General features: G+C 64.4%; 21 protein-coding genes. 9 read left to right on the forward strand and 12 right to left on the reverse strand.

Annotated features, from left to right (window positions below; all coding sequences use genetic code 11):
- Positions 1-79: 79 nt before the first annotated feature.
- From aroC to fabI, 3 genes are all read right to left on the reverse strand, one after another.
- On the reverse strand, positions 80-1168 hold the full coding sequence (gene aroC / locus AC0L3P_RS16670) for a chorismate synthase (RefSeq protein WP_473302987.1): 1089 nt from the start codon (positions 1166-1168) through the stop codon (positions 80-82).
- A gap of 182 nt (positions 1169-1350) precedes the next feature.
- Positions 1351-1950, reverse strand: coding sequence for a histidine phosphatase family protein (locus tag AC0L3P_RS16675; protein WP_354057032.1), 600 nt, complete (start codon positions 1948-1950; stop codon positions 1351-1353).
- A gap of 14 nt (positions 1951-1964) precedes the next feature.
- Entirely contained in the window at positions 1965-2780 is an 816-nt protein-coding gene (fabI, locus tag AC0L3P_RS16680; protein ID WP_027568710.1) for an enoyl-ACP reductase FabI, read from the reverse strand.
- Between the two features lie 173 nt (positions 2781-2953).
- Here fabI and AC0L3P_RS16685 point away from each other — a divergent pair, with 173 nt between their 5' ends.
- A complete protein-coding gene (locus AC0L3P_RS16685) occupies positions 2954-3442 on the forward strand; it encodes a sigma-70 family RNA polymerase sigma factor (RefSeq protein ID WP_007594679.1) in 489 nt (162 codons plus the stop codon).
- Positions 3443-3548: 106 nt separating this feature from the next.
- Positions 3549-4319 (forward strand): anti-sigma factor family protein, encoded by a 771-nt coding sequence (locus tag AC0L3P_RS16690; RefSeq protein WP_473302989.1) that lies wholly within the window; start codon positions 3549-3551, stop codon positions 4317-4319.
- A 410-nt stretch (positions 4320-4729) separates the two neighbouring features.
- Here AC0L3P_RS16690 and AC0L3P_RS16695 read toward each other — a convergent pair whose 3' ends face one another.
- Together AC0L3P_RS16695 and AC0L3P_RS16700 are read right to left on the reverse strand one after the other, a co-directional pair.
- Positions 4730-5692, reverse strand: a complete 963-nt coding sequence (locus AC0L3P_RS16695; RefSeq protein ID WP_473302993.1) for a DnaJ C-terminal domain-containing protein — start codon at positions 5690-5692, stop codon at positions 4730-4732.
- A gap of 109 nt (positions 5693-5801) precedes the next feature.
- The gene (locus tag AC0L3P_RS16700) at positions 5802-6203 is read right to left on the reverse strand and encodes an RT0821/Lpp0805 family surface protein (RefSeq protein WP_275171752.1); all 402 of its coding nucleotides are present in this window, start codon (positions 6201-6203) and stop codon (positions 5802-5804) included.
- A gap of 113 nt (positions 6204-6316) precedes the next feature.
- Here AC0L3P_RS16700 and pdxH point away from each other — a divergent pair, with 113 nt between their 5' ends.
- Together pdxH and AC0L3P_RS16710 are read left to right on the forward strand one after the other, a co-directional pair.
- Positions 6317-6958 (forward strand): pyridoxamine 5'-phosphate oxidase, encoded by a 642-nt coding sequence (gene pdxH / locus AC0L3P_RS16705; protein ID WP_247399758.1) that lies wholly within the window; start codon positions 6317-6319, stop codon positions 6956-6958.
- Positions 6959-7055: 97 nt separating this feature from the next.
- A complete protein-coding gene (locus AC0L3P_RS16710) occupies positions 7056-7808 on the forward strand; it encodes an SDR family NAD(P)-dependent oxidoreductase (RefSeq protein ID WP_007607375.1) in 753 nt (250 codons plus the stop codon).
- A 122-nt stretch (positions 7809-7930) separates the two neighbouring features.
- Here the strand turns inward: AC0L3P_RS16710 and AC0L3P_RS16715 are convergent, their stop codons facing one another.
- Both AC0L3P_RS16715 and AC0L3P_RS16720 read right to left on the reverse strand, forming a co-directional pair.
- On the reverse strand, positions 7931-8149 hold the full coding sequence (locus AC0L3P_RS16715; protein WP_106942821.1) for a hypothetical protein: 219 nt from the start codon (positions 8147-8149) through the stop codon (positions 7931-7933).
- Positions 8150-8335: 186 nt separating this feature from the next.
- A complete protein-coding gene (locus AC0L3P_RS16720; RefSeq protein WP_275171750.1) occupies positions 8336-9313 on the reverse strand; it encodes a magnesium transporter CorA family protein in 978 nt (325 codons plus the stop codon).
- Positions 9314-9650: 337 nt separating this feature from the next.
- On the opposite strand from AC0L3P_RS16720, the gene AC0L3P_RS16725 reads away from it, so the two are divergent.
- Complete coding sequence (locus tag AC0L3P_RS16725) at positions 9651-10337, forward strand: L,D-transpeptidase (protein WP_275171749.1); 687 nt, start codon at positions 9651-9653, stop codon at positions 10335-10337.
- Between the two features lie 37 nt (positions 10338-10374).
- On the opposite strand, the gene AC0L3P_RS16730 is transcribed toward AC0L3P_RS16725, so the two are convergent.
- On the reverse strand, positions 10375-11514 hold the full coding sequence (locus AC0L3P_RS16730) for an extensin family protein (RefSeq protein WP_473302998.1): 1140 nt from the start codon (positions 11512-11514) through the stop codon (positions 10375-10377).
- 64 nt (positions 11515-11578) lie between these two features.
- On the opposite strand from AC0L3P_RS16730, the gene AC0L3P_RS16735 reads away from it, so the two are divergent.
- The gene (locus AC0L3P_RS16735) at positions 11579-13207 is read left to right on the forward strand and encodes a fatty-acid--CoA ligase (RefSeq protein ID WP_473303001.1); all 1629 of its coding nucleotides are present in this window, start codon (positions 11579-11581) and stop codon (positions 13205-13207) included.
- Positions 13208-13488: 281 nt separating this feature from the next.
- Positions 13489-14343 carry a DUF1499 domain-containing protein gene (locus AC0L3P_RS16740; protein ID WP_473303003.1) on the forward strand — a complete coding sequence of 285 codons (855 nt, stop codon included), beginning with the start codon at positions 13489-13491 and terminating at the stop codon, positions 14341-14343.
- A 68-nt stretch (positions 14344-14411) separates the two neighbouring features.
- Here the strand turns inward: AC0L3P_RS16740 and AC0L3P_RS16745 are convergent, their stop codons facing one another.
- The 4 genes from AC0L3P_RS16745 to AC0L3P_RS16760 all read right to left on the reverse strand — a co-directional run bounded on the left by AC0L3P_RS16745 (position 14412) and on the right by AC0L3P_RS16760 (position 19861).
- On the reverse strand, positions 14412-15332 hold the full coding sequence (locus AC0L3P_RS16745) for an MBL fold metallo-hydrolase (RefSeq protein ID WP_354209008.1): 921 nt from the start codon (positions 15330-15332) through the stop codon (positions 14412-14414).
- Positions 15333-15509: 177 nt separating this feature from the next.
- Entirely contained in the window at positions 15510-16724 is a 1215-nt protein-coding gene (locus tag AC0L3P_RS16750; protein ID WP_275171744.1) for an acyl-CoA dehydrogenase, read from the reverse strand.
- A gap of 157 nt (positions 16725-16881) precedes the next feature.
- Positions 16882-17958 carry a 3,4-dihydroxy-2-butanone-4-phosphate synthase gene (gene ribB / locus AC0L3P_RS16755; RefSeq protein WP_007594722.1) on the reverse strand — a complete coding sequence of 359 codons (1077 nt, stop codon included), beginning with the start codon at positions 17956-17958 and terminating at the stop codon, positions 16882-16884.
- A 175-nt stretch (positions 17959-18133) separates the two neighbouring features.
- A complete protein-coding gene (locus AC0L3P_RS16760; protein WP_473303006.1) occupies positions 18134-19861 on the reverse strand; it encodes a cation:proton antiporter in 1728 nt (575 codons plus the stop codon).
- Positions 19862-19928: 67 nt separating this feature from the next.
- On the opposite strand from AC0L3P_RS16760, the gene AC0L3P_RS16765 reads away from it, so the two are divergent.
- Positions 19929-20456 carry a DUF3124 domain-containing protein gene (locus AC0L3P_RS16765; RefSeq protein ID WP_473303010.1) on the forward strand — a complete coding sequence of 176 codons (528 nt, stop codon included), beginning with the start codon at positions 19929-19931 and terminating at the stop codon, positions 20454-20456.
- A 65-nt stretch (positions 20457-20521) separates the two neighbouring features.
- Complete coding sequence (locus AC0L3P_RS16770) at positions 20522-21757, forward strand: aminotransferase-like domain-containing protein (protein ID WP_473303012.1); 1236 nt, start codon at positions 20522-20524, stop codon at positions 21755-21757.
- The last annotated feature ends 7 nt before the right edge of the window (positions 21758-21764 follow it).

Consider the following 21764-nt stretch of genomic DNA (forward strand, 5'->3'; position numbering starts at 1 on the left):
TCCGCATTTGCGGACGAAGTTGTGGGATCGTCAAGCTGCGCGGTGGGCTAGTGGCGCGATACAAGCGCCTCGCGCAACGCTAGCGCCCGACCTGACCGCGATCGCGCAGGAAATGATCGGCCAACACACAAGCCATCATGGCTTCGCCGACGGGGACGGCGCGGATGCCGACGCAGGGATCGTGGCGGCCCTTGGTCGTGATCTCGGTGTCGGCGCCGTTGCGATCGACGGTGAGGCGCGGCTGCAGGATCGACGAGGTCGGCTTGACCGCGAAACGCACCACCACCGGCTGTCCCGTGGAGATACCGCCCAGCACGCCGCCGGCGTGGTTGGACAGAAAACGCGTGCCGTCATTGCCGGTGCGCATCTCGTCGGCGTTCTCTTCGCCGGTGAGTTCGGCCGCGCCGAAGCCGGCGCCGATCTCGACGCCCTTCACCGCATTGATGCTCATCATTGCGGAGGCGAGCTCGGCGTCGAGCTTGGCGTAGATCGGCGCGCCAAGGCCGGCCGGCACACCTTCGGCGACGACCTCGATCACCGCGCCGATCGAGGAGCCGCTCTTGCGGATGCCGTCGAGATAGGTCTCGAAGAACGCGGCCTTGTCCTTGTCGGGACAGAAGAACGGATTGTTCGCAATCTCGTCCCAGTCCCACTTCGCGCGGTCGATCTTGTGGGGCCCGATCTGCACCAGCGCGCCGCGCACCTTCACGTCGGGCAATACTTTTCGCGCGATCGCGCCGGCGGCAACGCGCGTCGCGGTCTCGCGCGCCGAGGAGCGGCCGCCGCCGCGATAGTCGCGCAGGCCGTACTTCGCTTCATAGGTGAAGTCGGCATGGCCAGGGCGAAACTTGTCCTTGATCTCGGAATAGTCCTTCGAGCGCTGGTCGGTGTTCTCGATCAGGAGCCCGATCGGCGTGCCCGTCGTCACCTGTACGCCGGTCTCCGGATGCGCCATCACGCCGGAGAGGATCTTGACCTGGTCCGGCTCCTGACGCTGGGTCGTGAAGCGCGACTGGCCGGGCCGGCGGCGATCAAGATCACCCTGAATGTCGGCCTCGACGAGCGGGATCATGGGCGGGCAGCCGTCGACCACGCAGCCGATCGCCACCCCATGGCTCTCGCCGAAGGTCGTGACGCGGAACATGTGGCCGAAGGTGTTGAAGGACATCCGTCTCTAGCTCGTAAGTCAGGGCTGACTTAACTCGCCCTGAAATTGGGGTCAAATGCCGACACTGTGGTCATGGCCGGGCTTGTCCCGGCCATCCACGTTCTTGGCCCCGCAGGGCAAAAGGGCGTGGATGCCCGGGACAAGCCCGGGCATGACGGCGGAGGACGGGGACGCGAACCGGCTTAACTAAACTTCTCCAGCCGCCCGTCCCGGAACACGTAGACGGCGCCCTGCTCGATATAGAGTTCGGCGGCGCTCGCCGGCGTCTCCAGGCCGAGTGAAACCATCAGGGCCCGGCAGGTCCCACCATGGGCGACCGCGACGGTGTCGGTCCGGAGCTGGTCGTACCAGGCGCGCACGCGGATCTGTACATCGGCGTAGGTCTCTCCGCCTGCGGGGCCGACCGTCCATTTGTCGGCGAGGCGCCGGGCGTAGATGTCGGGATCGGAGGCCTCGCTCTCGGCCAGCGTCAGCCCCTCCCAGACGCCGTAACCGATCTCACGCAGGCGGTCGTCGAGCGCATAGTCTGCAATCGGCAGTTCGAGCTTGCTCCGCGCCAGTTCCATGGTCTCTCGCGCGCGGCCAAGCGGACTCGAGACGTAAGCTAATGCAGCCTTGTCGCGGCCCTCGCGCTTGAATAGATCGGCGAGAATGCCGCCGGCCTGCACGGCCTGATCGCGACCGCGCGCGTTCAGCGGAATGTCCTTGATGCCCTGAAGCCTGCCGAGCGCATTCCACTCGGTCTCGCCGTGGCGCAGATAATAGATCGTGGGCACGGGCATTGCTGGCTGAAAAGTTAGTCCTTCCCGCCGAACGAAATGTCAGGCGCGTCCGGGCGCTTCATGCCGAGCACGTGATATCCGGAATCGACGTGGTGCACCTCGCCGGTGACGCCGCGCGAGAGGTCGGAAAGGAAATACAGCGCGCTGCCGCCGACGTCTTCCGTGGAGACGTTGCGCCGCAGCGGTGCGTTGGCCTCGTTCCACTTCAGGATATATCTGAAATCGCCGATGCCGGACGCCGCGAGGGTCTTGATCGGCCCCGCGGAGATCGCGTTGACGCGGATGTTCTTCTCACCGAGATCGGCGGCGAGATAACGCACGCTCGCTTCGAGCGCCGCTTTCGCAACGCCCATGACGTTGTAATGCGGCATCCACTTCTCAGCGCCGTAATAGCTGAGCGTGATGAGCGAGCCGCCGTCGGTCATCAGCTTCTCGGCGCGCTGCGCCACGGCCGTGAACGAATAGCAGGAGATCAGCAGGGACTTCGAAAAATTCTCCTGCGTGGTGTCGACATAGCGCCCGTCGAGCTGCTCCCCATAGGCGATCGCATGCACCAGAAAATCGATCTTGCCCCACTTCTCCTTCAGCACCGCGAAGGCCGCGTCGATAGTCGCGGCATCGGTGACGTCGCAATGGCCGAGCACGAGCCCGCCGATCTCAGCGGCGAGCGGCTCGACGCGCTTCTTCAACGCATCGCCCTGATAGGTGAAGGCGAGCTCGGCGCCGGCCGCGTGGCATGCTTTGGCAATGCCCCAGGCTATCGAACGGTTGTTGGCAACGCCGAGGACCACGCCCCGCTTGCCCTGCATCAGACCTGAATTCTGCGCCATTTTGCTAACGTCCCGTCGAGGTCCCAGTAAGGTTTGGAGGTACACCAGCCCTCCGTTGCGGTACAGTCCTAATACGAGGCGTTAACGGTGTTTCAAGCGCCGGAATAGCCGTTCCGCTCGGGTGTTATGATCGTTGTGGCGCTCGCGCCGAACATCAGGACGTCAAGACCGCAATGAGTGCGTTTCGCCAGAGCGTTGAAGCCATGATCCCGGCGTTGCGCCGCTACGCCCGCGCGCTCACGCGCGAGGCGGATGCGGCCGACGATCTGGTGCAGGATACGCTGGTGCGGGCGCTGCGTTCGGAGCGCCTCTTCCTCGGGGGCGACGTCAGGAGCTGGCTCTATACGATCCTGACCAACCTCAACAAGAACCGGCGGCGCTCGCTGGCGCGGCGGCCGCAATTCATGCAGCTGACGGAGAACAACCCGGATGCCAGCGGGACCGAAGCCGAAGGGCGCGATATCGAGAGGGCGCTGGCGACGCTCGTCGAAGAGCAACGCTCGGTGCTGCTCCTGGTGATGCTGGAGGGCATGAGCTACCGCGAGGTCGCCGACATCCAGGGCGTGCCGATCGGCACCGTGATGTCGCGCCTGGCACGCGCCCGCGCCCACGTTAAAGCCTCGCTGGAGGGTGAGCGCCCGGCGCTCAGGCGGGTGAAATGATGGCAGGATTAATGCATCGCGCCGGTCGTTTCTTCTGCATGGCGCGAGAGACGGCGCAGTTGAACCACGAAGAACATTTTGGGCCGCAGAGCCAGAGACGATCGATATGAACGACCGCAAGATTCCAGTGACCGAGGACGAATTGCACGCCTATGTCGACGGCGAGCTGCCGGCCGAGCGCCGCGCCGACGTCGAGGCCTGGCTTGCCGCGCAGCCTGAGGATGGCGAGCGCGTGCAGTCCTGGCGCGTCATGGCCGAGATGCTGCACGCCCGCTACGATTCCGTCGCCCAGGAGCCGGTGCCGGCGCGGCTGGAGCTCGAGCGGCTGGAGCGCCGCCCGCGGCACTGGCTCTATGGGGCCGCCGCGGCCGTGCTGGTGGCCTTCGTTGCCGGCGGCTCCGCCGGCTGGCTGGCGCATGGTGCCGCCAACGCGCCCTCGACCTTCCAGAGCTTTACGACTGACGCGCTCGACGCCCACCGCCTCTATGTCGTCGAGGTTCGCCATCCCGTCGAGGTCGGCGGCAACGAGCGCGACCACCTCCAGGCCTGGCTGACCAGACGCTGCGGCTGGACCGTGTTTGCACCGAACCTGGAGGCGAGTGGACTGAAGCTCGTCGGTGGCCGCCTTTTGCCGGGGCCGAACGGGCCGGCGTCGTTCCTGATGTATGAAGGCGCCTCGGGCGAGCGATACACGATCTACACCGCCAAGACCGAGAACGGCGCGACGCAGATGCGCTACGCCAGAACGGACAAGGATGGGGCGCTGTTCTGGTCGGAGCGAAACGTCGGCTACGTCGTCAGCGGTGGCGGCGACCGCGACCGGCTGACCAAAGTGGCGCAGGCGGTCTACGACCAGGCAGAGAAAAACGGCACCTAGACAACCACGCAACCGCGGTGCCTCGATTCCGACATTGAAAATTTGGAATGAAGACATCGGCGCGTCTCATTATCGCACCGGATGATCACGCGAAAATGAGCAGCGTTCGATCCGCCGATCGACGCGGGCGGCCTCGATTGGGGTTTTTGGTACCGCGCTGGTCCCCCTCTCGAGGCCGCACCTTTTTATCGGCTGCCCCGCCGGACAGCCGACATGTCGAGCACGTGAGCCAAGAAGGGCTACCACGCCTCGGGCATATGATGAGCATCATCTCCATGGACGACGCTCTCAGTCTTTAGGAGAACCCCTTCAGCTATCGATCTCGCCCTAAAGCGCGATCAGTCGCGCTTTAGCTCTTGTTCGTGCATGATCTTTTCGGAAAACCGCTACGCACTTTTCCGGATCACGCGTCAACCAAGCCCGCTACGTGGATTGTAGGGGTGCTGGTCCCGCCACTTCTCCATCAATGCTTCAAGCTCGGCGTCGTTCCCGTCCGGTAGCATAATCCTGATGGTGACGAAGAGATCCCCGGTTCCGCCAGCTTTTGGCAATCCTTTGCCCTTGAGGCGGAAGGTCCGGCCACTGGAGGTGTTCTGCGGGACCGAAAGCTCCACAGCATTGCCGAGGGTGGGCACGCGGACCTTGCCGCCAAGCACCGCCTCATAAAGCGTGACCGGCAGGTCGATCCTGAGATCGGCGCCCTCGATCTTGAAGAACGGATGCGGCGCGATGCCGATCGTGATCAGGAGATCGCCGGGCGGATGGCCCTGCGCGCTCTCGCCCTGTCCCCGCAACCGGATCTGCTGGCCCTCGGTGACTCCGGCCGGAATCTTGACGTTGAGTTCCTTGCCATTCGGCAGCCGGACGCGCTTCTCGCCGCCCTTGACCGCCTCCTCCAGCGAGACGGTCATGGCGACATTGACGTCGAGATCGAGCCCGATCCCGCCGGGGTCGAATTCGAACTGGGCACCGCCGCCAGCCCCGGGGCGCGGACGCTGCGCACCGCCGAACATGCTGTTGAGGATGTCCTCGAACGCGCCGCCGCCCGGACCAGGGCCCGCGCCGCCACCGCGGAACGTATAGCTTTCGAACCCGCCGGGACCCGCGCGACCGCGCGGCCCGCCGCCGCCCGGAAAGCCCTGGAAGCGCGGCTTGCCGTCGGCGTCGATCTCGCCGCGGTCGAATTGCTTGCGCTTGTCCTCGTCGCCGAGGATCTCGTTGGCCGTATTGAGCTCGGCGAAGCGCTCGGCCGCCTTCGGGTCGTTCTTGTTGCTGTCGGGATGGTGCTTCTTGGCAAGCTTGCGATAGGCGCTCTTGATCGCGGCAGCGTTGGCGCTCCGCGGCACCCCCAAGACCTCATAGGGGTCGCGCATCCGTCACGTCTCCTTCAAGAAATCGAATTGTTCAAAGGGCTCCCCGCCCCACTTGAGCCTCATGTGGGGGGCGAGTGGTATTTTTGCAACTAGCCTGGTGAAGCGATTCCTAGCTCCGCCACGGCTTTAGCGTATGAATCTCCCAACTGCCACGGCTGCTTTGGCAACCGGCGCCCTGGAGCCAGCTTTCGGTGCTGCCGTTGACGTAGCTCGCCAGGAAGTCGCGGCACTTGCGGCCGTCCTCGGCGGCATAGGATTGCGCGATCGGCGTGACCGAACCGCGCGCCCCCGTGTCCGGATTCTCCCAATGCTGGCTGGAATCCTTGTCGTTCTTGCTGAGGACGTCGGAGGCGGCGTTGCGGGCGAAGGCGAGATCGGTCTCGGTCGGTGCCCTGGCCGGCATTGCGATCGAGCCGGTGAGGTCGCTGTCCTCGGCCTTGGCGTAGGCACTCTTGTCATTGCGGGAAAAGCTGCAGCCGCCGGTGCCGAGCCCGATCAGAATGATCGTCATGACGAAGCCGGACGGCCGGATCGCCGATAGGCCAACGCGTCCCCATACCCTATATAGGGCGGTAGCAGACAACAGCGCGTTTTGGACCGCAGGACGCAACTCGGACCCCAGACATGACCGACACGACCTCGATGAAACACCAGACACCCTTAACATCCGGTGATTTCACCGCCGCCGACGAGCCGTTTGCGCTGTTCGAGGCCTGGCTGAACGAAGCCATCAAGAGCGAGCCGAACGATCCGAACGCCATGGCGCTCGCCACCGTCGATGCCGACGGCCTGCCGGACGTGCGCATGGTGCTGATGAAGGGCTTCGATACCGATGGTTTCGTCTTCTACAGCCACATCGCCAGCCAGAAGGGCCGCGAGCTCGCCGCAAATCCTAAGGCGGCGTTACTTTTTCACTGGAAGTCGCTGCGCCGTCAGGTCCGCATCCGCGGCAACGTGACGCCGGTGACCGAGGCCGAAGCCGACGCCTATTTCGCCACCCGCCCGAAGCAGGCGCAGATCGGCGCCTGGGCGAGCAAGCAGTCGCAAGAGCTCGAGAGCCGCTTCGCCTTCGAGCAGGCGATCGCCAAGGTTGCCGCCAAGCACATCATCGGCGAGGTGCCGCGTCCGCCGGGCTGGAGCGGCTGGCGTATCACGCCGTCGCGTATCGAGTTCTGGCACGACCGCCCATTCCGCCTGCACGACCGCATCGAATTTCGCCGTGACGCGGCCGGCCAGAAATGGTCCAAGACGCGGATGTATCCTTAGTATTTTGTTCGAGCATGATCCTTTCGGAAAGCCGCTGCACGCTTTGCGCTAACGCGGCCCTCCGGGTCCGGATCATGCTCCAGCCTGAAAGACCTTCATGCCGCAGCCTTCCAACGCGCCGCGCCGCACGCTGCTCCTGACCGGGGCGAGTCGCGGCATCGGGCATGCCACCGTCATCCGATTTTCCTCGGCCGGCTGGCGCGTGATCACCTGCTCGCGACATCCGTTCCCGGAGGATTGTCCGTGGGATGCGGGCCCTGAGGACCATATCCAGGTCGACCTCGCCACCCCCGCCGATACCACCCGCGCGATCTCCGACATCCGCGACCGTCTCGAAGGCGGCATGCTGCACGCGCTGGTCAACAACGCCGCGATCTCACCGAAGGGCGCCGGCGGCTCCAGGCTCGGCTCGATCGACACCGACCTCGACACCTGGACGCACGTGTTCAACGTCAACTTCTTCGCGCCAATCATGATGGCGCGCGGGCTGATCGAGGAACTGAAGACGGCCAAGGGCTCTGTCGTGAACGTCACCTCGATCGCGGGCTCGCGCGTGCATCCCTTCGCGGGCGCGGCCTATGCCACCTCGAAGGCCGCGCTGGCATCCTTGACGCGCGAGATGGCGTCCGACTTCGGCCGCGTCGGCGTGCGCGTCAACGCGATCGCGCCGGGCGAGATCGACACCTCGATCCTGTCGCCGGGCACCGAGAAGATCGTCGACCAGCAGATCCCGATGCACCGGCTCGGCACACCCGACGAAGTTGCCAAAATCATCTACGTGCTGTGTACGGACACCTCGTCCTACGTCAACGGCGCCGAGATCCACATCAACGGCGGCCAGCACGTGTAGGCTACCTCGGTCATTGCGAGCGCAAGCGCTCCTTGCAATGAGATGTTGGAAACAACGCCGTGGAAGCAAGGCGATCCAGACAACGCCGCCGCAAGACCTGGATCGCCCTTAGCTTCCGTTCCTCAATCGAGTCGAATCCGACGTGACCTCTCGCGTGGCTGCGGAGCAGCCGTGCTGATTGCAGTCGAGCAATCGTCGTCGTTCTCGCCGTCGAGCAGCGGAGCACCACAGTGCCGGCACATGCGTGCCGACATCGACGACGCCTTGCCGCTCGTCACGACGTGGCGATAACTCGCCAGATCGATGACGTTGGGGGGCGTCGTTATGTGTTTTTCAACCATGGCTGTTCCTCGCGGCTAACCTGCTCCTTATCGCAGACAAGTTTCGCGCAAACGTTCAGCCCACCGCTCAAATTTTACCGGAGGAATTGGGGCGGCGAGCACACATCGCCGTGCGGCCGCAATCCCGCTCTATTCTGCAACACCAGACACCGTGTCTCTGGGTCCCGCGTAAGGTCTCGGTAGCTATTACAGCCACTTCTTCCACTTGAAGATCCAGTACGGAACGATCGCCGCGATCAGCATCAGGACCAGCGCGTACGGATAGCCGTGCGCCCATTCGAGTTCCGGCATCGCTTTGAAATTCATGCCGTAGATCGAGGCGATCAGCGTCGGCGGCATCAGGACGACCGCCATGACCGAAAACAGCTTGATGATGTTGTTCTGCTCGAGATTGACGACGCCGAGCATGGCGTCGAGCACGAAGGTGATCTTGCTGGAGAGGTAGGAGGCGTGATCGGTCAGCGAGACGACGTCGCGCTGCATGGTCTTGAGCTGCTCGCGCATGTCCTTCGACCATTTCACGCCCTCCACCACCGCCGAGAGGAAGGCGACGACGCGGCCGATCGAGACCAGGCTCTCGCGAACCTTGGAGGTCAGATCGCCCTTGCGGCCGATCGAGATCAGGATTTGGGAATATTGCTTGGCGTGACCGTGGCGCTCGCTCTCCGGCTCGAAGATGTCATGCGAGACCTGGTCGATCTCGGCGCCGCAGCGCTCCAGGATGTCGGCGCAGCGGTCGATCACGGCATCGAGCAGCTCCATCAGCACCATCTCGCCGGTGATGGCCGGCGTGCAGGAACGGGCCAGCTTGGCCTCGACCAGCGCAAAGGGCTTGGGCTGATCATAACGCACCGTTACCAGGCGGTGGTCGCCGAGAATGAAGGTCACCGCCGTGGTCCGGGGCATGTCGGTATCTGAGTGGCACATCAGCGTCGCGGTCATGTAGCGCGCGCCGTTCTCCATATAGAGACGGCTGGAGATCTCGATCTCCTGCATGTCCTCCCGGGTCGGGATCGCGATCCCCGACAGCTTCTCGACGGCTTTGTCCTCGGCCGCGGTCGGGTTGACCAGGTCGATCCACACTGCATGCTCCGGCACTGCCGCAAGATCCTCGACGATGGCCTTCTTGAGGGAGGACTCGGAGGGAACGAACACAGAAAACATGCACTACTCCAGCAAGGGCCTGCGACAGAACGGACAGCCCTTAGCGCGATTCTGACAAGTTGATGATGACAAGCACATTAACGGAGCGTTTGCATTTGTGGCGGCGCCATGGCCCAACTGTGGCAGAAAATCGACACATGCCCCCGTTTTGTCCAGAAACCGACGCTTCCCCGCAAAACTTGCGACAGAAAAGCCACAGGTAAGGTCTTGCAGCGCGGGAGAAGCTTCGTAAGGCTGGAATTGTGGCAGATTTCAACGATAATGGAGCCATCGGAATCGTGGAATTGGGCTTGCTCAAGCCCCACGAAAGCTTGTTGTTGTCGATTGGAACCAAATCATGTCGTCGCTGAAAGTTACGCTGGGTATTTTGGCCGCTGGCCTGATGCTGTCGGGCTGCATGCAAGCCACGCATTTTGAAGCGACCGACACCAAGGCCTTCAAGCCGAAGGACAAGGAACTCCTCGCCAAGGTCAGGTACGAGAAGACTGCGGTCGCAGAGCCTTTCCGCCGCGCTATTGTCGATTACCACCGCAAGGAAACGCCGGGCTCGATCGTGGTCGATTCCGACAACCACTATCTCTATTACGTGCTGGATGGCGGCAAGGCGATCCGCTACGGCATCACGGTTGGCGAAGAGGCCATGGCCTGGTCGGGCATCGCCAAGGTGGGCAGCAAGACCGAGTGGCCGGCCTGGCACCCCACCCCCGGCGAGATTTCGCGCCTGGGCGTACCGACCTATGTCGCACCCGGCCCGGACAATCCGATGGGCTCCCGCGCGATGTATCTCTACTCCGGCGGCAAGGACACATTGTTCCGCATTCACGGCACCAATCAGCCGGAATATATCGGCGCCTCGATTTCGTCGGGCTGCATCCGCCTGACCAACGAGGACGCGATCGATCTCTATGACCGCGTCAAGGTCGGCACCCTCGTTGTGGTGCTCGAGCCCAAGCACGGTGATTCGCCCTACAATTCACGGCTTGCACTCGGCGGCAGCCAAACCGGCCAGGCGGGCAGCTACTGATCAGGTTCCTGATCTCAGATACTCAAAAGCGCCGGTTTCACCGGCGCTTTTTTGTTGCCGGCTTGTGCGTCTGGGCTTTGTTGCCGTCGGCCGCCGGCTTGTCCGCAGAGGCAGGAGATTTCCCCGCTTCGTCGTCAGTTCCTTGCTTGGCCTCGGGCTTCGTTTCAGGTTTGGCCGCGACCTCACGCGGCGGCGCCTCCTCGGGCCGTTCCGCCGGCAGCAGCGGAGCAATTTGCGGCAGGGGATCCCAGACGTTCCACTGGCAGATCCGGTAGTCGTTGCGCCGCTGCGCAAGGTCGAGATGGATATGGTCCTCGTGATACCAATCCGAGCCGGGGCCGAGCACTGTCGAAAAGCGCGAGCAGACCGAATGCAGCACGCGTTCCCGCACCTCGCGGGGCATGGTGCGATCGGTCAGGCCGATCGACTGCCCGTTAGCGAGCTTGATGGCGCGGACATCGATCGCGTTGGCCTTGCCGTGCTCGGACAGCATGGCGCCGACAACGCGGTTGCGGCCGCGGCACTCGAAGCTGTCGAAATTGTCGAGATCGCTGATGGTCGAGCCGAGGCTCGCGGCCAGCGGCACCACGTCCTTGCGCACCCAATCGGCGATGGCGGACGCCATGGTGCAGCGGAGGATCGCCGCCGGCTTGACCGCCACCTTGCGCTTGTCCGGCAGCACGATGGCTTCGAGCCGCACCAGATCCTCGCCGCCGCAGGCGCCAGGGCCGCGGATATCCGGGATCGAGGGCGCGATAGCGATCTCCTCGGTCAGCGCGAGGCGGCACGCCGAGGCCTGCTTCTCGGGCGGCGGCGCCGCCTCGGCGGGCTTGTTGGCGCCAGGTTTGTCCGCGGAAGGCTTGTCGGGAGCAGATTTGCCGGGAGAAGGCGTTTCCGCGGAAGGCTTGCCGCCGGTCTCCGCAGGAGCATCGTCCGACGCCTTGGGGGCCTCCTCGGGGCGAGACCTTGGGAGCGGGACCTTGCCAGATATCTTGGCAGAATGAACCGTCGCGTGGGGCCGTGGTGCAGCAATACCAAAGATATCGAGTGGGGACCCATATTTGCGCGCCTCTGCCCGATCCGCGAGCCCGAGCGTGACGGTAACCATTGCCGCGCCGACGGACATATAGCCGCGACAAGACCATTTGCGGCGAAAGGCGGGCAGGCTAAAACTCATGACAATTCTTTGGCCCAACGCTGAGAGCGACATCCGCCCAGCGGCTTCTCGGAGGAACGACGGAATGCTTGGTTTGATGCAAGACTGGCCCCTGCTCTGCCACAGGATCATCGAACACGCTGCCAAAATTCATGGCAAGCAGGAGGTCGTCACGCGCTCGATCGAGGGACCGATCCATCGCACCACCTACGCCGACATCCACAAGCGCGCGCTCAAGGTCTCGCAGATGCTGGAGCGCGACGGCATCAAGCTCGGCGACCGTGTCGCAACGATCGCCTGGAACACCTGGCGCCATCTCGAGGTCTGGTACGGCATCATGGGGATCGGCGCCATCTGCCATACCGTCAATCCCCGCCTTTTCCCCGAGCAGATCGCCTGGATCATCAACCATGCGCAGGACCGCATCGTGATGACCGACATCACGTTCATTCCGGTCCTGGAGAAGATCGCCGACAAGCTGACAAGCGTGGAACGCTACGTCGTGCTCACCGACAAGGCGCACATGCCGCAGACGACGCTGAAGAACGTGGTCGCCTACGAGGACTGGATTGCGGAGGCCGACGGCAAGTTTAAATGGAAGGACTTTGACGAGAACACGGCGGCCGCGATGTGCTACACGTCAGGCACCACCGGCGATCCTAAAGGGGTGCTGTATTCGCATCGCTCCAACGTGCTGCACGCGCTGATGGCCAACAATGTCGACGCGCTCGGTACCAGCGCCTCCGAGACCATGCTTCCCGTGGTGCCGCTCTTCCACGCCAACAGCTGGGGCATCGCCTTCTCGGCACCCTCGCAGGGCACCAAGCTCGTCATGCCCGGCGCCAAGCTCGACGGCGCCTCGGTCTATGAGCTGCTCTCGACCGAGAGGGTGACACATACCGCCGGCGTGCCCACGGTGTGGCTGATGCTGCTCCAGCACATGAGCGCCAACAATCTGAAACTGCCGGACCTGAAGATGGTGATCTGCGGCGGCTCGGCGATGCCGCGCTCGATGATCAAGGCCTTCCTCGACATGGGCTCGAACGTCCGCCACGCCTGGGGCATGACCGAGATGAGCCCGATCGGCAGCGTCGCGGCGCTGAAGCCGCCGTTCCAGAATGCGACGGGCGAGGCACGGCTCGACGTGCTCCAGATGCAGGGCTACGCGCCGTTCGCCGTCGAGATGAAGATCACCGACGATGCCGGCAAGGAATTGCCGTGGGACGGCACGACCTTCGGCCGCCTCAAGGTCGCCGGCCCCGCCGTCGCCAAGGCCTATTACCGGGTCGACACTGACATCCTCGACGAGGACGGCTTCTTCGACACCGGCGACGTCGCGACCATCGACGAGGCCGGCTACATGCGAATCACCGACCGCTCCAAGGACGTGATCAAGTCCGGCGGCGAGTGGATCTCCTCGATCGAGCTTGAAAACCTCGCAGTCGGCCATCCCGCGGTGGCGGAAGCCGCCGTGATCGGCGTGTTCCATCCCAAATGGGACGAGCGTCCGCTGTTGATCGTGCAGCTGAAGCAGGGCCAGCAGGCCAGCCGCGAGGACATCCTGAAGTTCATGGACGGCAAGATCGCCAAATGGTGGATGCCCGACGACGTTGCCTTCGTCGACGGTATCCCCCACACGGCGACGGGCAAGATCCTGAAGACCGCGCTGCGCGACCAGTTCAAGGAATACCGCTTCCCGAACGCGGCGGCGTAGCCTGGTGGCACCCTCCCCTGGAGGGCGTGAGCGCTCAACGTACTGACGTCATGGCCGGGCTTGTCCCGGCCATTTACGCCTTGCTCCCCGGCACGGAGAGCGTGGATGCCCGGGCCTTCGCCGCGCCGAAGGGGCTTCGCCCCCGCAGGCGGGACAAGCCCGGGCATGACGATCTGTGTGCGCGTGGAGCCCTTGAATTTGCCCCCGGGCCGTGGTCTCAACGGCCCCACCGTCGTGCCAGATCGGCCGGCACCGTCCCAAGACCCGGCAGAGCTCACCCGATGGCCCGCAGGTTTTCCGCTCCCTATCAGTCGGAGCCCGTGTCCAGCCTCGCGAGCTGGGCGCGCAATCTGGCCGTGTTCGCAGTGGTGGCGGTGGTGGTCTCGATCATCATCGTCCGGTTCGGCTTCCTGGAAATGAAGCCGGCGCTCGCGACCTTCTTCGGCGGACTCGGGATTGCCGCACTCTCGATCCTGTTCGGGCTCGCCGGCTTTGCCGCGATCTGGCAGAACGGCTCGCGCGGCATGGCGCGCATCCTGCTTGCCTTCCTGATCGACGGCGCGATCCTCGCCTATCCCGCTTATCTCGGCCTGCAATACCGCAAGCTGCCGGCGATCCACGACATCACCACCGACCCGATCGACCCGCCGCGCTTCGACGCACTGGCCCGCCTGCGCACCGGCGATGGTGCCAACACCGCTGTGTATGCCGGCCTCTATTCGGCCGAGCAGCAGCGTCAATTCTATCCTGATATCGAGCCGATCGAGCTCGAGATTTCGGTCGACCGCGCCTATGCGATCGCGCTTCAGCTCGTCAACAAGCGCAAATGGCTGGTGATCGACGAGCGCGCGCCGCAGCCGCCGCGCCGCATCGGCCGTATCGAGGCGGTGGCGCGCTCGCCGATCATGGGGTTCCGCGAGGACATCGCGATCCGCGTCGTGCCCGACGGCGAGGATTCCCGCGTCGATATCCGGTCCGCCTCGCGCTATTTCGAGCGCGACCTCGGCAGCAACGCCGCGCGTGTGAAGAAATTCATCGACGATCTCAACACCGCCGCCGATGCCGACGCACTCAAGCCGGTAAAGAAGACGCCGGTGGCGCCGCCGAAGGCGCCGGCGAAAACTGTAAAGAAGTAGGGTTCTGTCATTCCGGGGCGACGCGAAGCGGCGAGCCCGGAAAACGCGCGCCCCGGAATGACGAGAGACTAGCTCGCCATCCGATACGTCCCGCCGATCACGGGATCGCCGTCCGTCGCCACCACGCCGCGGGCGACCAGGTCTTCCAGATGCGCCAGCACGGAATAGCCCGCCGCAGTGGTGAGCCTCGGATCGATGCCGATATAGATCGCCCGGACCATGGTCGGGATGTCGGTCTCGCCCTTGGCAAGGCGGTGCAGGATGGAGGCCTCGCGCGCCTTGCGGTGACGGATCAGGAAGCGCACGAAGCGCGGACCGTCCGGAATTTCGGGGCCGTGGCCGGAGAAATACACATCCTCCTCGCGTGCGGCGAGACGATCCAGCGATTCCATGTAGTCGATCATCGAGCCGTCCGGCGGCGCCACGATCGAAGTCGACCACCCCATCACGTGATCGCCGACGAAGTTGAATTTCCGCTCGGGCCAGGCAAACGCGAGGTGATTGGCGGTATGGCCAGGTGTCGCCACGGCCTCGAGCCGCCAGCCGTCGCCTTCGACCACGTCGCCGTGGGCGATCCTGATATCGGGCGCGAAGTCGCGGTCTGCGCCGGATTCCGGGTTGTGCTTCTCGCTCTCGAAACGCGGGCGCGATGCCCGGTGCGGGCCTTCGGCGTAAACTGGCGCGCCCGTCGCCCGCTTGATCCGCGCGGTGTTCGGCGAATGGTCGCGGTGGGTATGGGTGACGAAGATATGGCTCACCGTATCGCCGCTGACGGCATCGAGCAGCGCCGCTGCATGCGCCTCGTCGTCCGGACCGGGATCGATGATCGCGACGTTGCCGCGGCCCACGATGTAGCTGACCGTACCGGTGAAAGTGAATGGGCTAGGATTGTTACAGAGCACGCGGCGCACGCCGGGGCGGACTTCCTCGACGATGCCGGGCTTCAGCGGAAAGTCGCGGTTGAACGGGACGTCGTCGTTGTCGGACATGGCTTGCTCATACCTTGCTGACTTCGTCATGCCCGGCCTTGTGCCGGGCATCCACGTTCTTCGCGTGGTCTAAGACGTGGATGGCCGGGACGTCTAGCGCGAAGACGCGCTTCGCGCTTCTGCCCGGCCATGACGCAATTCGAGAGTTCAGCCGCATCGCCCATTCAGGCGGTTTGCTCAGAAAAACGCCTGAATGCCCGTGATCGCGCGGCCCAGGATCAGGGCGTGGACGTCGTGGGTGCCCTCGTAGGTGTTGACGGTCTCGAGGTTATGGACGTGGCGCATCACGTGATACTCGATCGAGATGCCGTTGCCGCCGTGCATGTCGCGCGCGACGCGGGCGATGTCGAGCGCCTTGCCGCAATTGTTGCGCTTCATGATCGAGATCATCTCGGGCGCGAACTTGCCCTCGTCCATCAGCCGGCCGACGCGCAGCGAGCCCTGAAGGCCCAGCGCGATCTCGGTCTGCATGTCCGCGAGCTTCTTCTGCACGAGCTGGGTCGCGGCGAGCGGCTTGCCGAACTGCTTGCGGTCGAGCGTGTATTGGCGGGCGCGGTGCATGCAGTCCTCGGCCGCGCCGAGCACGCCCCAGGAAATGCCGTAGCGGGCGCGGTTGAGGCAGCCGAACGGGCCCTTGAGGCCGGAGACGTTGGGCAGCAGCGCGTCTTCCGGGACCACGACGCCGTCCATCACGACCTCGCCGGTGATGGAGGCGCGAAGCGACAGCTTGCCGCCGATCTTCGGTGCCGACAGGCCCTTCATGCCCTTCTCCAGCACGAAGCCGCGGATCTGGTTGTCGTGCGCGGCCGACTTGGCCCAGACCACGAACACGTCGGCGATCGGCGCGTTCGAGATCCACATCTTGCTGCCGGTCAGGCGATAGCCGTCCGAAACCTTCTCGGCGCGGGTCTTCATGCCGGCCGGATCGGAGCCGGCGTCAGGCTCGGTCAGCCCGAAGCAGCCGACCCACTCGCCGCTGGCGAGCTTCGGCAGGTACTTCTTGCGCTGGTTCTCGTCGCCGTAGGCGTAGATCGGATACATCACCAGCGAGGACTGCACCGAGTTCATCGAGCGGTAGCCGGAATCGACCCGTTCGATTTCGCGCGCGACCAGACCATAGGCGACATAGCCTGCATTGGCGCAACCATATTCCTCCGGCAACGTGATGCCGATCAGGCCGAGCTCGCCCATCTCGTTGAAGATCTCGCGATCGGTCTTCTCTTCGAGATAGGCCTTGGCGACGCGCGGCAGCAGCTTGTCCTGGGCGTAGGCGCGCGCGGTGTCGCGCACCATGCGCTCGTCTTCAGTGAGCTGCTCGTCGAGCAGGAACGGATCGTCCCACTGGAAAGAAGCCGAAGTCGGCTTGTCCTTGGCCTGAGGGCGCGCGGTCATGAAACGTCCTTTCGTCTGGTTCCGTCAATTTGCCCGACAAAGTAAAGCGCCGCGGCAACAAGTGCAATTGCGTTGCAGATGTATGGGTCTGCGTGAATCCCGGGGGCCGGCGAGGCGCACCTCGGGGGATGCGCTTCGCGCACCCGAGATGACAGCGCTAGCTTTCGAGCTGTTCGTTGGCGACGATCTCGATGCCGAAACCCGAAAGGCCCTTGTAGTCGTGCACCGAGGAGGTGAGATGCCGGATCGAGGTGACGCCGAGATCGCGCAGGATCTGTGCACCGACACCGACTTCGCGCCACTGGCGGTTGCGGTCGGCCTCGGTCGCGCTCTCATCGGGCAGCGGCGCCACGGGGACACCGGCAGCACCGTCGCGCAGATAGACCAGAACGCCACGGCCGGATTTCTTGAAGTGCTCGAGCACCGCCGCCATGCGTTTGTGGCCGGTGAAGATGTCCTTGACGATGTTCGGCTTGTGGAAGCGCGTCAGGACGTTCTTGCCGTCGCCGACGCCGTTGTAGACGAAGGCAACGTGGGCGATGGAATCGAACGGCGAGCGGTAGGCATAGCCCTGCAGCGGCCCGATCGGGCTCTCCGTGACGAAGGTCGAGACGCGCTCGATCAGCTTCTCGCGCACCTGGCGGTAGGCGATCATGTCGGCGATGGTGACGTGCTTGAGCTTGTGCTGGGCGGCGAAGCGGGCGACCTGCTCGCCCTTCATCACGCTGCCGTCGTCGTTCATCAACTCGCTGATGACGCCGACCGGCGGCAGGCCGGAGAGCTTGCACAGGTCGACCGCGGCCTCGGTGTGGCCGGAGCGCAGCAGCACGCCGCCGTCCTTGGCGATCAGCGGGAAGATGTGGCCGGGACGGGCGAAGTCGTTGGCGCCGGCGTTGGGATTGGACAGCGCGCGGCAGCACGAGGCGCGCTCCTCGGCCGAGATGCCGGTGCCGCCGTCGGGCTTGTAGTCGATCGAGACCGTGAATGCGGTGGTGTGCGCGGAATCGTTGTGGGCCACCATCGGGTCGAGCCGCAGGCGGCGCGCATCTTCGGTGGTGATCGGCGCGCAAACAATGCCGGAGGTGTGGCGGATGATGAACGCCATCTTCTCGGCGGTGCAGAACGAGGCGGCGACGATCAGATCGCCCTCGCCCTCGCGGTCATCGTCGTCGGTGACGACCACGAGCTCACCCCGGGCAAAGGCCTGCAAGACTTCCTGGACGTTATCCGGCATTTCCCAATCTCTGACGGTTATGGCCCGGAGGCTTAGCCGGACTTGGGCCGGGGCGCTAGTGTCCCCGGCGCAACCGCATATGCCGGACCGCAGCCCTGCCCCGGGGGGCGACTTGCACCGGGCATACCAGCGATATGGGCGCGGAGAAGCCCGGCGAGAAGCCGGCCGGGCGCGGTCAGGGCAGCACTTCGCGCCGTTCGCCGAGCCGCTGATCGAGCTCGGCACGCTTGTCGGCCAACAGGCCGGCCTGGGCGGCCTCGATCACCGTGAACAACTCATGGGCGTCGCTGAGCCGGGTCACGGTGACATAGCTGGCGCCAGCCGCGTAGAGTTCATCCACATCCGATAACAGATCGGCCGTGGCAATGATCATGGCGGTCGGGTTGAGGGTGCGGACGTGGCGGACCAGCTTCTCGTTGCTGGCCCCCTTCAGAAGCGCATCCGGTACGCTGAGGATGATCATCTCGGACTTGCTGACGCCGGCATGGAGCAGCGTGTCGGCGCTGCTGATATCGCCATAGATCACGTGCAGGCCGCGCGATAGCAGCGTCTGGTACACATTGGGATTGAAGTCGATCACGGTGATCTGCTCGAGCAGCACCGGTGCCTGCCGTTCGATCTCGGCGAGCAGCGCGCTCGCCGCACGGAAAAAGCCGAGGATGACGATGCGGCGGGCCTCGCCATGGCCTTCGTGCCCGTCCTCACCATGGCCATTGCCGTGGTCGAGATCGCGCAGGCCGATCCGCTTCAGGGGGCCGATCGCCCAGCGGGTGATCTCGTCGCTGCGGGTCATCACGAAGGTCGAGAGCACCGCCAGCACCACGAAGGCGAAGGAGGCCGCATTCGCCGTCTCGGCCGCGATGTGGTGGGCGGCGACGCCGGTCTGGATCACCACCAGCGAGAACTCGGAGATCTGCGCCAGGTTAAGCGCGGGCAACAGGCTGGCGCGCAGACCCTGTTTCATCAGATAGAGCGGAGCGAAGGTGGTGACGAGGCGGCTCACCACCGTGAATGCCGCGATCATCAGCGCAAGCCCGATCACGGAGAGGCCGGGCACGGGAATGGTCATGCCGAGCGCGACGAAGAACAGCGTGATAAAGAAATCGCGCAGCGTGGTGACCTTGGCCGTGACGTCGAGCGCGTAGGGAAAGGTCGAGAGCGAGACGCCGGCGATCAGGGCGCCCATCTCGCGCGACAGCGACAGCCGCTCGGCGGTCTCGGCGACCAGGAAGCACCAGGCGAGCGCGCCGAGCAGGATTAGCTCGGGGCGGCGGGCGATCTGGTGAAACAGGCGCGGCAGCACGTAGCGGCTCACCAGCAGGGCGGCGGCGACCAGCACCGCGACGCGGCCGATCGAGAGCAGGATGACGCTGATTTCCAGATTGGCAAGGCTCGGCTGCACCGCCAGGAACAGGATCGCGAAGATGTCCTGGAGCACCAGCACGCCGAGGGTGATGCGGCCCGGCAGCGTGTCAAGCTCGCGCTTCTCGTAGAGCACCTTGACGATGATGACGGTGCTCGACAGGGTGCAGGCGACGCAGAGATAAACCGCGTCGAACTGGCCCCCACCGAGCGACAAGCCGATGCCGGCGAAGAACAGCACCCCGAGCAGGCAGCCGCCAAGGAGCTGGCCGCCCGCCGCGAACAGGATGACCTTTCCCGCCCGCACGATCTTCTTCAGGTCGATCTCCAGGCCGATCATGAACAGCATGAAGATCAGGCCGAGCTCGGAAATGACGCTGATCGATTCCTGCGACTTGACCCAGCCGGCGCCAAATGGACCTATGCAGAAGCCGGCGATAAGATAGGCCAGGATCAGCGGTTGCCTGGAGAAGTGGGCAAGTAGGCCCAGCATCCAGGCAAACAGGATACAGAGAGTGATGTCGCGAATGAGCTCGTGCATGCCAGATTGGTCCGTTTTGCCGCACCCTAGTGATCGAGTGCGGCGCGGCAAGCGAGCAATTCGTCACATGCGGATCGGGCTCGCCATTGCAATGCTGCTATGCCCCCTCGCCTCCGCCATCCCCGCAGCCGCTCAATCCAAGGTCAATATCGAACAAAGCTTTGCCGATTCCCTCACCGCGCTGCCGAAGGAAGAACTCGCCGTCTCCGGCGGGTTCTACGTGCCCGCTTATTCCAGCGTCGCGATGAGCCAGGGCAAGCTGCGCGTCGACTTCTCGGTGACCTTGAGCGTGCACAACGCCTCCGAGACCCAGCCGCTGGTGGTCAAGCGCATCGCCTATTTCGATACCGCGGGCAAGCAAGTCGAGAGCTATCTGAAGGCACCCGTCGCATTGAAGCCCCTCGCCACCGTCTCGATCTTCATTCCGACCGACGACGTCCGCGGCGGGACCGGAGCCAATTTCCTCGTCGATTGGGCCGCAGCAAGCGAGATTGCAGAGCCTGCTGTCGAGGCCTTGATGGTTGGCGGCGTCGCCAATGCGCATTACGCTTTCATCAGCCAGGGCCGTCCGACTCGGACGGTCGGCAAGAAATAAGCAAGAAATACGACTGACCGGCACAAAGCCGGCAGCCTGACAAGAATAGAACGAGGAACGCTCCCATGACGTCCAGCTTCGATTTTGCGCCCCTGTTTCCCGCAGGGCTGCCGGGCCCTTCTGCGCGCTGGACGGGCCTCGCCAAATACAGTTTTGTCGGCGGCAACAACGACTCCGAGCAGGTGCCGCTCGATCATCTGATCGAGGCGGCCAACCTGGCTCTGCAACGCGAAGGCCGCTCGCTCGCCACCTACGGGCTGGCACATGGTCCCCAGGGCTATCTGCCCTTGCGCGAATTCCTGGTGACGAAACTGCAGCGCGATGCCGGCATCAACTGCACGGTCGACGATCTCCTGATCGTGTCCGGCTCGCTGCAGGCGCTCGACCTCGTCAACGCCACGCTGCTGACGCGCGGCGATACCGTGATCTTCGAGCAGGATAGCTATCAGGGTTCGCTCACCCGCCTGGCACGGCTCGGCGTCAACGTGGTCGGCATCCCGCTCGACAAGGACGGCATGCGCATGGACGTGCTGGCCACGACGCTGGCCGACCTCAAGGTTCGCGGCGTCCGGCCGAAATACATCTACACCATTCCGACCGTGCAGAACCCGACCGGCAGCATCATGCCGGAGGGTCGCCGCACCGAGCTGTTGCGGCTGTCGGCAGACTACGGCGTGCCTGTATTCGAGGACGATTGCTATGCCGATCTGGTCTGGTCAGGACAGCGGCCGCCGGCGATCCACGCGATGAGCCCGAACGGCGGCGTGATCCATATCGGCTCGTTCTCGAAGTCGATCGCGCCCGCGCTGCGCGTCGGCTTCATCGTCGCGCCGTGGGATGTGATGTCGCGGATGCTGGCGCTGAAGACGGACGCCGGCTCGGGCGCGCTGGAGCAGATGGTGCTTGCCGCCTATTGCAAGCCGCATTTTTCAACCCACGTGCCGGCGCTGACGAAGGCGCTGCGGACCAAGCTCGACACGCTGATGGAAGCTCTCAACGAGCAGTTCGGGACGGCCGCCGAGTTCGAGGAGCCCAAGGGCGGCATATTCCTGTGGATGAAACTGCCCGATCAGGTGGATACGCTGAAGCTGTACCAGGCCGCGCTTGCCGCCGGCGTCTCGATCGATCCGGGGCCGGAATGGTCGACCGACAAGAATCATTCCAGATCGCGCCTGCGGCTGTGCTTTGCGAGCCCCTCACATCAGCAGATCCGCGAGGGCGTCGCCGTGCTGGCCGAGATCTGCCGCAAAGAGTTCGGTGTGCCGGCCCGCAGCGCCAATGTGGAGAAGGCGCAAATGTGAGGGCGAT

The sequence above is a fragment of the Bradyrhizobium sp. WSM4874 genome (assembly GCF_055811835.1).

Bases quoted from the DNA above. Each gene is read 5' to 3' on its own strand.
- aroC (WP_473302987.1), bottom strand. From the start codon at position 1,168: ATGTCCTTCAACACCTTCGGCCACATGTTCCGCGTCACGACCTTCGGC.
- AC0L3P_RS16675 (WP_354057032.1), bottom strand. From the start codon at position 1,950: ATGCCCGTGCCCACGATCTATTATCTGCGCCACGGCGAGACCGAGTGG.
- fabI (WP_027568710.1), bottom strand. From the start codon at position 2,780: ATGGCGCAGAATTCAGGTCTGATGCAGGGCAAGCGGGGCGTGGTCCTC.
- AC0L3P_RS16685 (WP_007594679.1), top strand. From the start codon at position 2,954: ATGAGTGCGTTTCGCCAGAGCGTTGAAGCCATGATCCCGGCGTTGCGC.
- AC0L3P_RS16690 (WP_473302989.1), top strand. From the start codon at position 3,549: ATGAACGACCGCAAGATTCCAGTGACCGAGGACGAATTGCACGCCTAT.
- AC0L3P_RS16695 (WP_473302993.1), bottom strand. From the start codon at position 5,692: ATGCGCGACCCCTATGAGGTCTTGGGGGTGCCGCGGAGCGCCAACGCT.
- AC0L3P_RS16700 (WP_275171752.1), bottom strand. From the start codon at position 6,203: ATGACGATCATTCTGATCGGGCTCGGCACCGGCGGCTGCAGCTTTTCC.
- pdxH (WP_247399758.1), top strand. From the start codon at position 6,317: ATGACCGACACGACCTCGATGAAACACCAGACACCCTTAACATCCGGT.
- AC0L3P_RS16710 (WP_007607375.1), top strand. From the start codon at position 7,056: ATGCCGCAGCCTTCCAACGCGCCGCGCCGCACGCTGCTCCTGACCGGG.
- AC0L3P_RS16715 (WP_106942821.1), bottom strand. From the start codon at position 8,149: ATGGTTGAAAAACACATAACGACGCCCCCCAACGTCATCGATCTGGCG.
- AC0L3P_RS16720 (WP_275171750.1), bottom strand. From the start codon at position 9,313: ATGTTTTCTGTGTTCGTTCCCTCCGAGTCCTCCCTCAAGAAGGCCATC.
- AC0L3P_RS16725 (WP_275171749.1), top strand. From the start codon at position 9,651: ATGTCGTCGCTGAAAGTTACGCTGGGTATTTTGGCCGCTGGCCTGATG.
- AC0L3P_RS16730 (WP_473302998.1), bottom strand. From the start codon at position 11,514: ATGAGTTTTAGCCTGCCCGCCTTTCGCCGCAAATGGTCTTGTCGCGGC.
- AC0L3P_RS16735 (WP_473303001.1), top strand. From the start codon at position 11,579: ATGCTTGGTTTGATGCAAGACTGGCCCCTGCTCTGCCACAGGATCATC.
- AC0L3P_RS16740 (WP_473303003.1), top strand. From the start codon at position 13,489: ATGGCCCGCAGGTTTTCCGCTCCCTATCAGTCGGAGCCCGTGTCCAGC.
- AC0L3P_RS16745 (WP_354209008.1), bottom strand. From the start codon at position 15,332: ATGTCCGACAACGACGACGTCCCGTTCAACCGCGACTTTCCGCTGAAG.
- AC0L3P_RS16750 (WP_275171744.1), bottom strand. From the start codon at position 16,724: ATGACCGCGCGCCCTCAGGCCAAGGACAAGCCGACTTCGGCTTCTTTC.
- ribB (WP_007594722.1), bottom strand. From the start codon at position 17,958: ATGCCGGATAACGTCCAGGAAGTCTTGCAGGCCTTTGCCCGGGGTGAG.
- AC0L3P_RS16760 (WP_473303006.1), bottom strand. From the start codon at position 19,861: ATGCACGAGCTCATTCGCGACATCACTCTCTGTATCCTGTTTGCCTGG.
- AC0L3P_RS16765 (WP_473303010.1), top strand. From the start codon at position 19,929: ATGCGGATCGGGCTCGCCATTGCAATGCTGCTATGCCCCCTCGCCTCC.
- AC0L3P_RS16770 (WP_473303012.1), top strand. From the start codon at position 20,522: ATGACGTCCAGCTTCGATTTTGCGCCCCTGTTTCCCGCAGGGCTGCCG.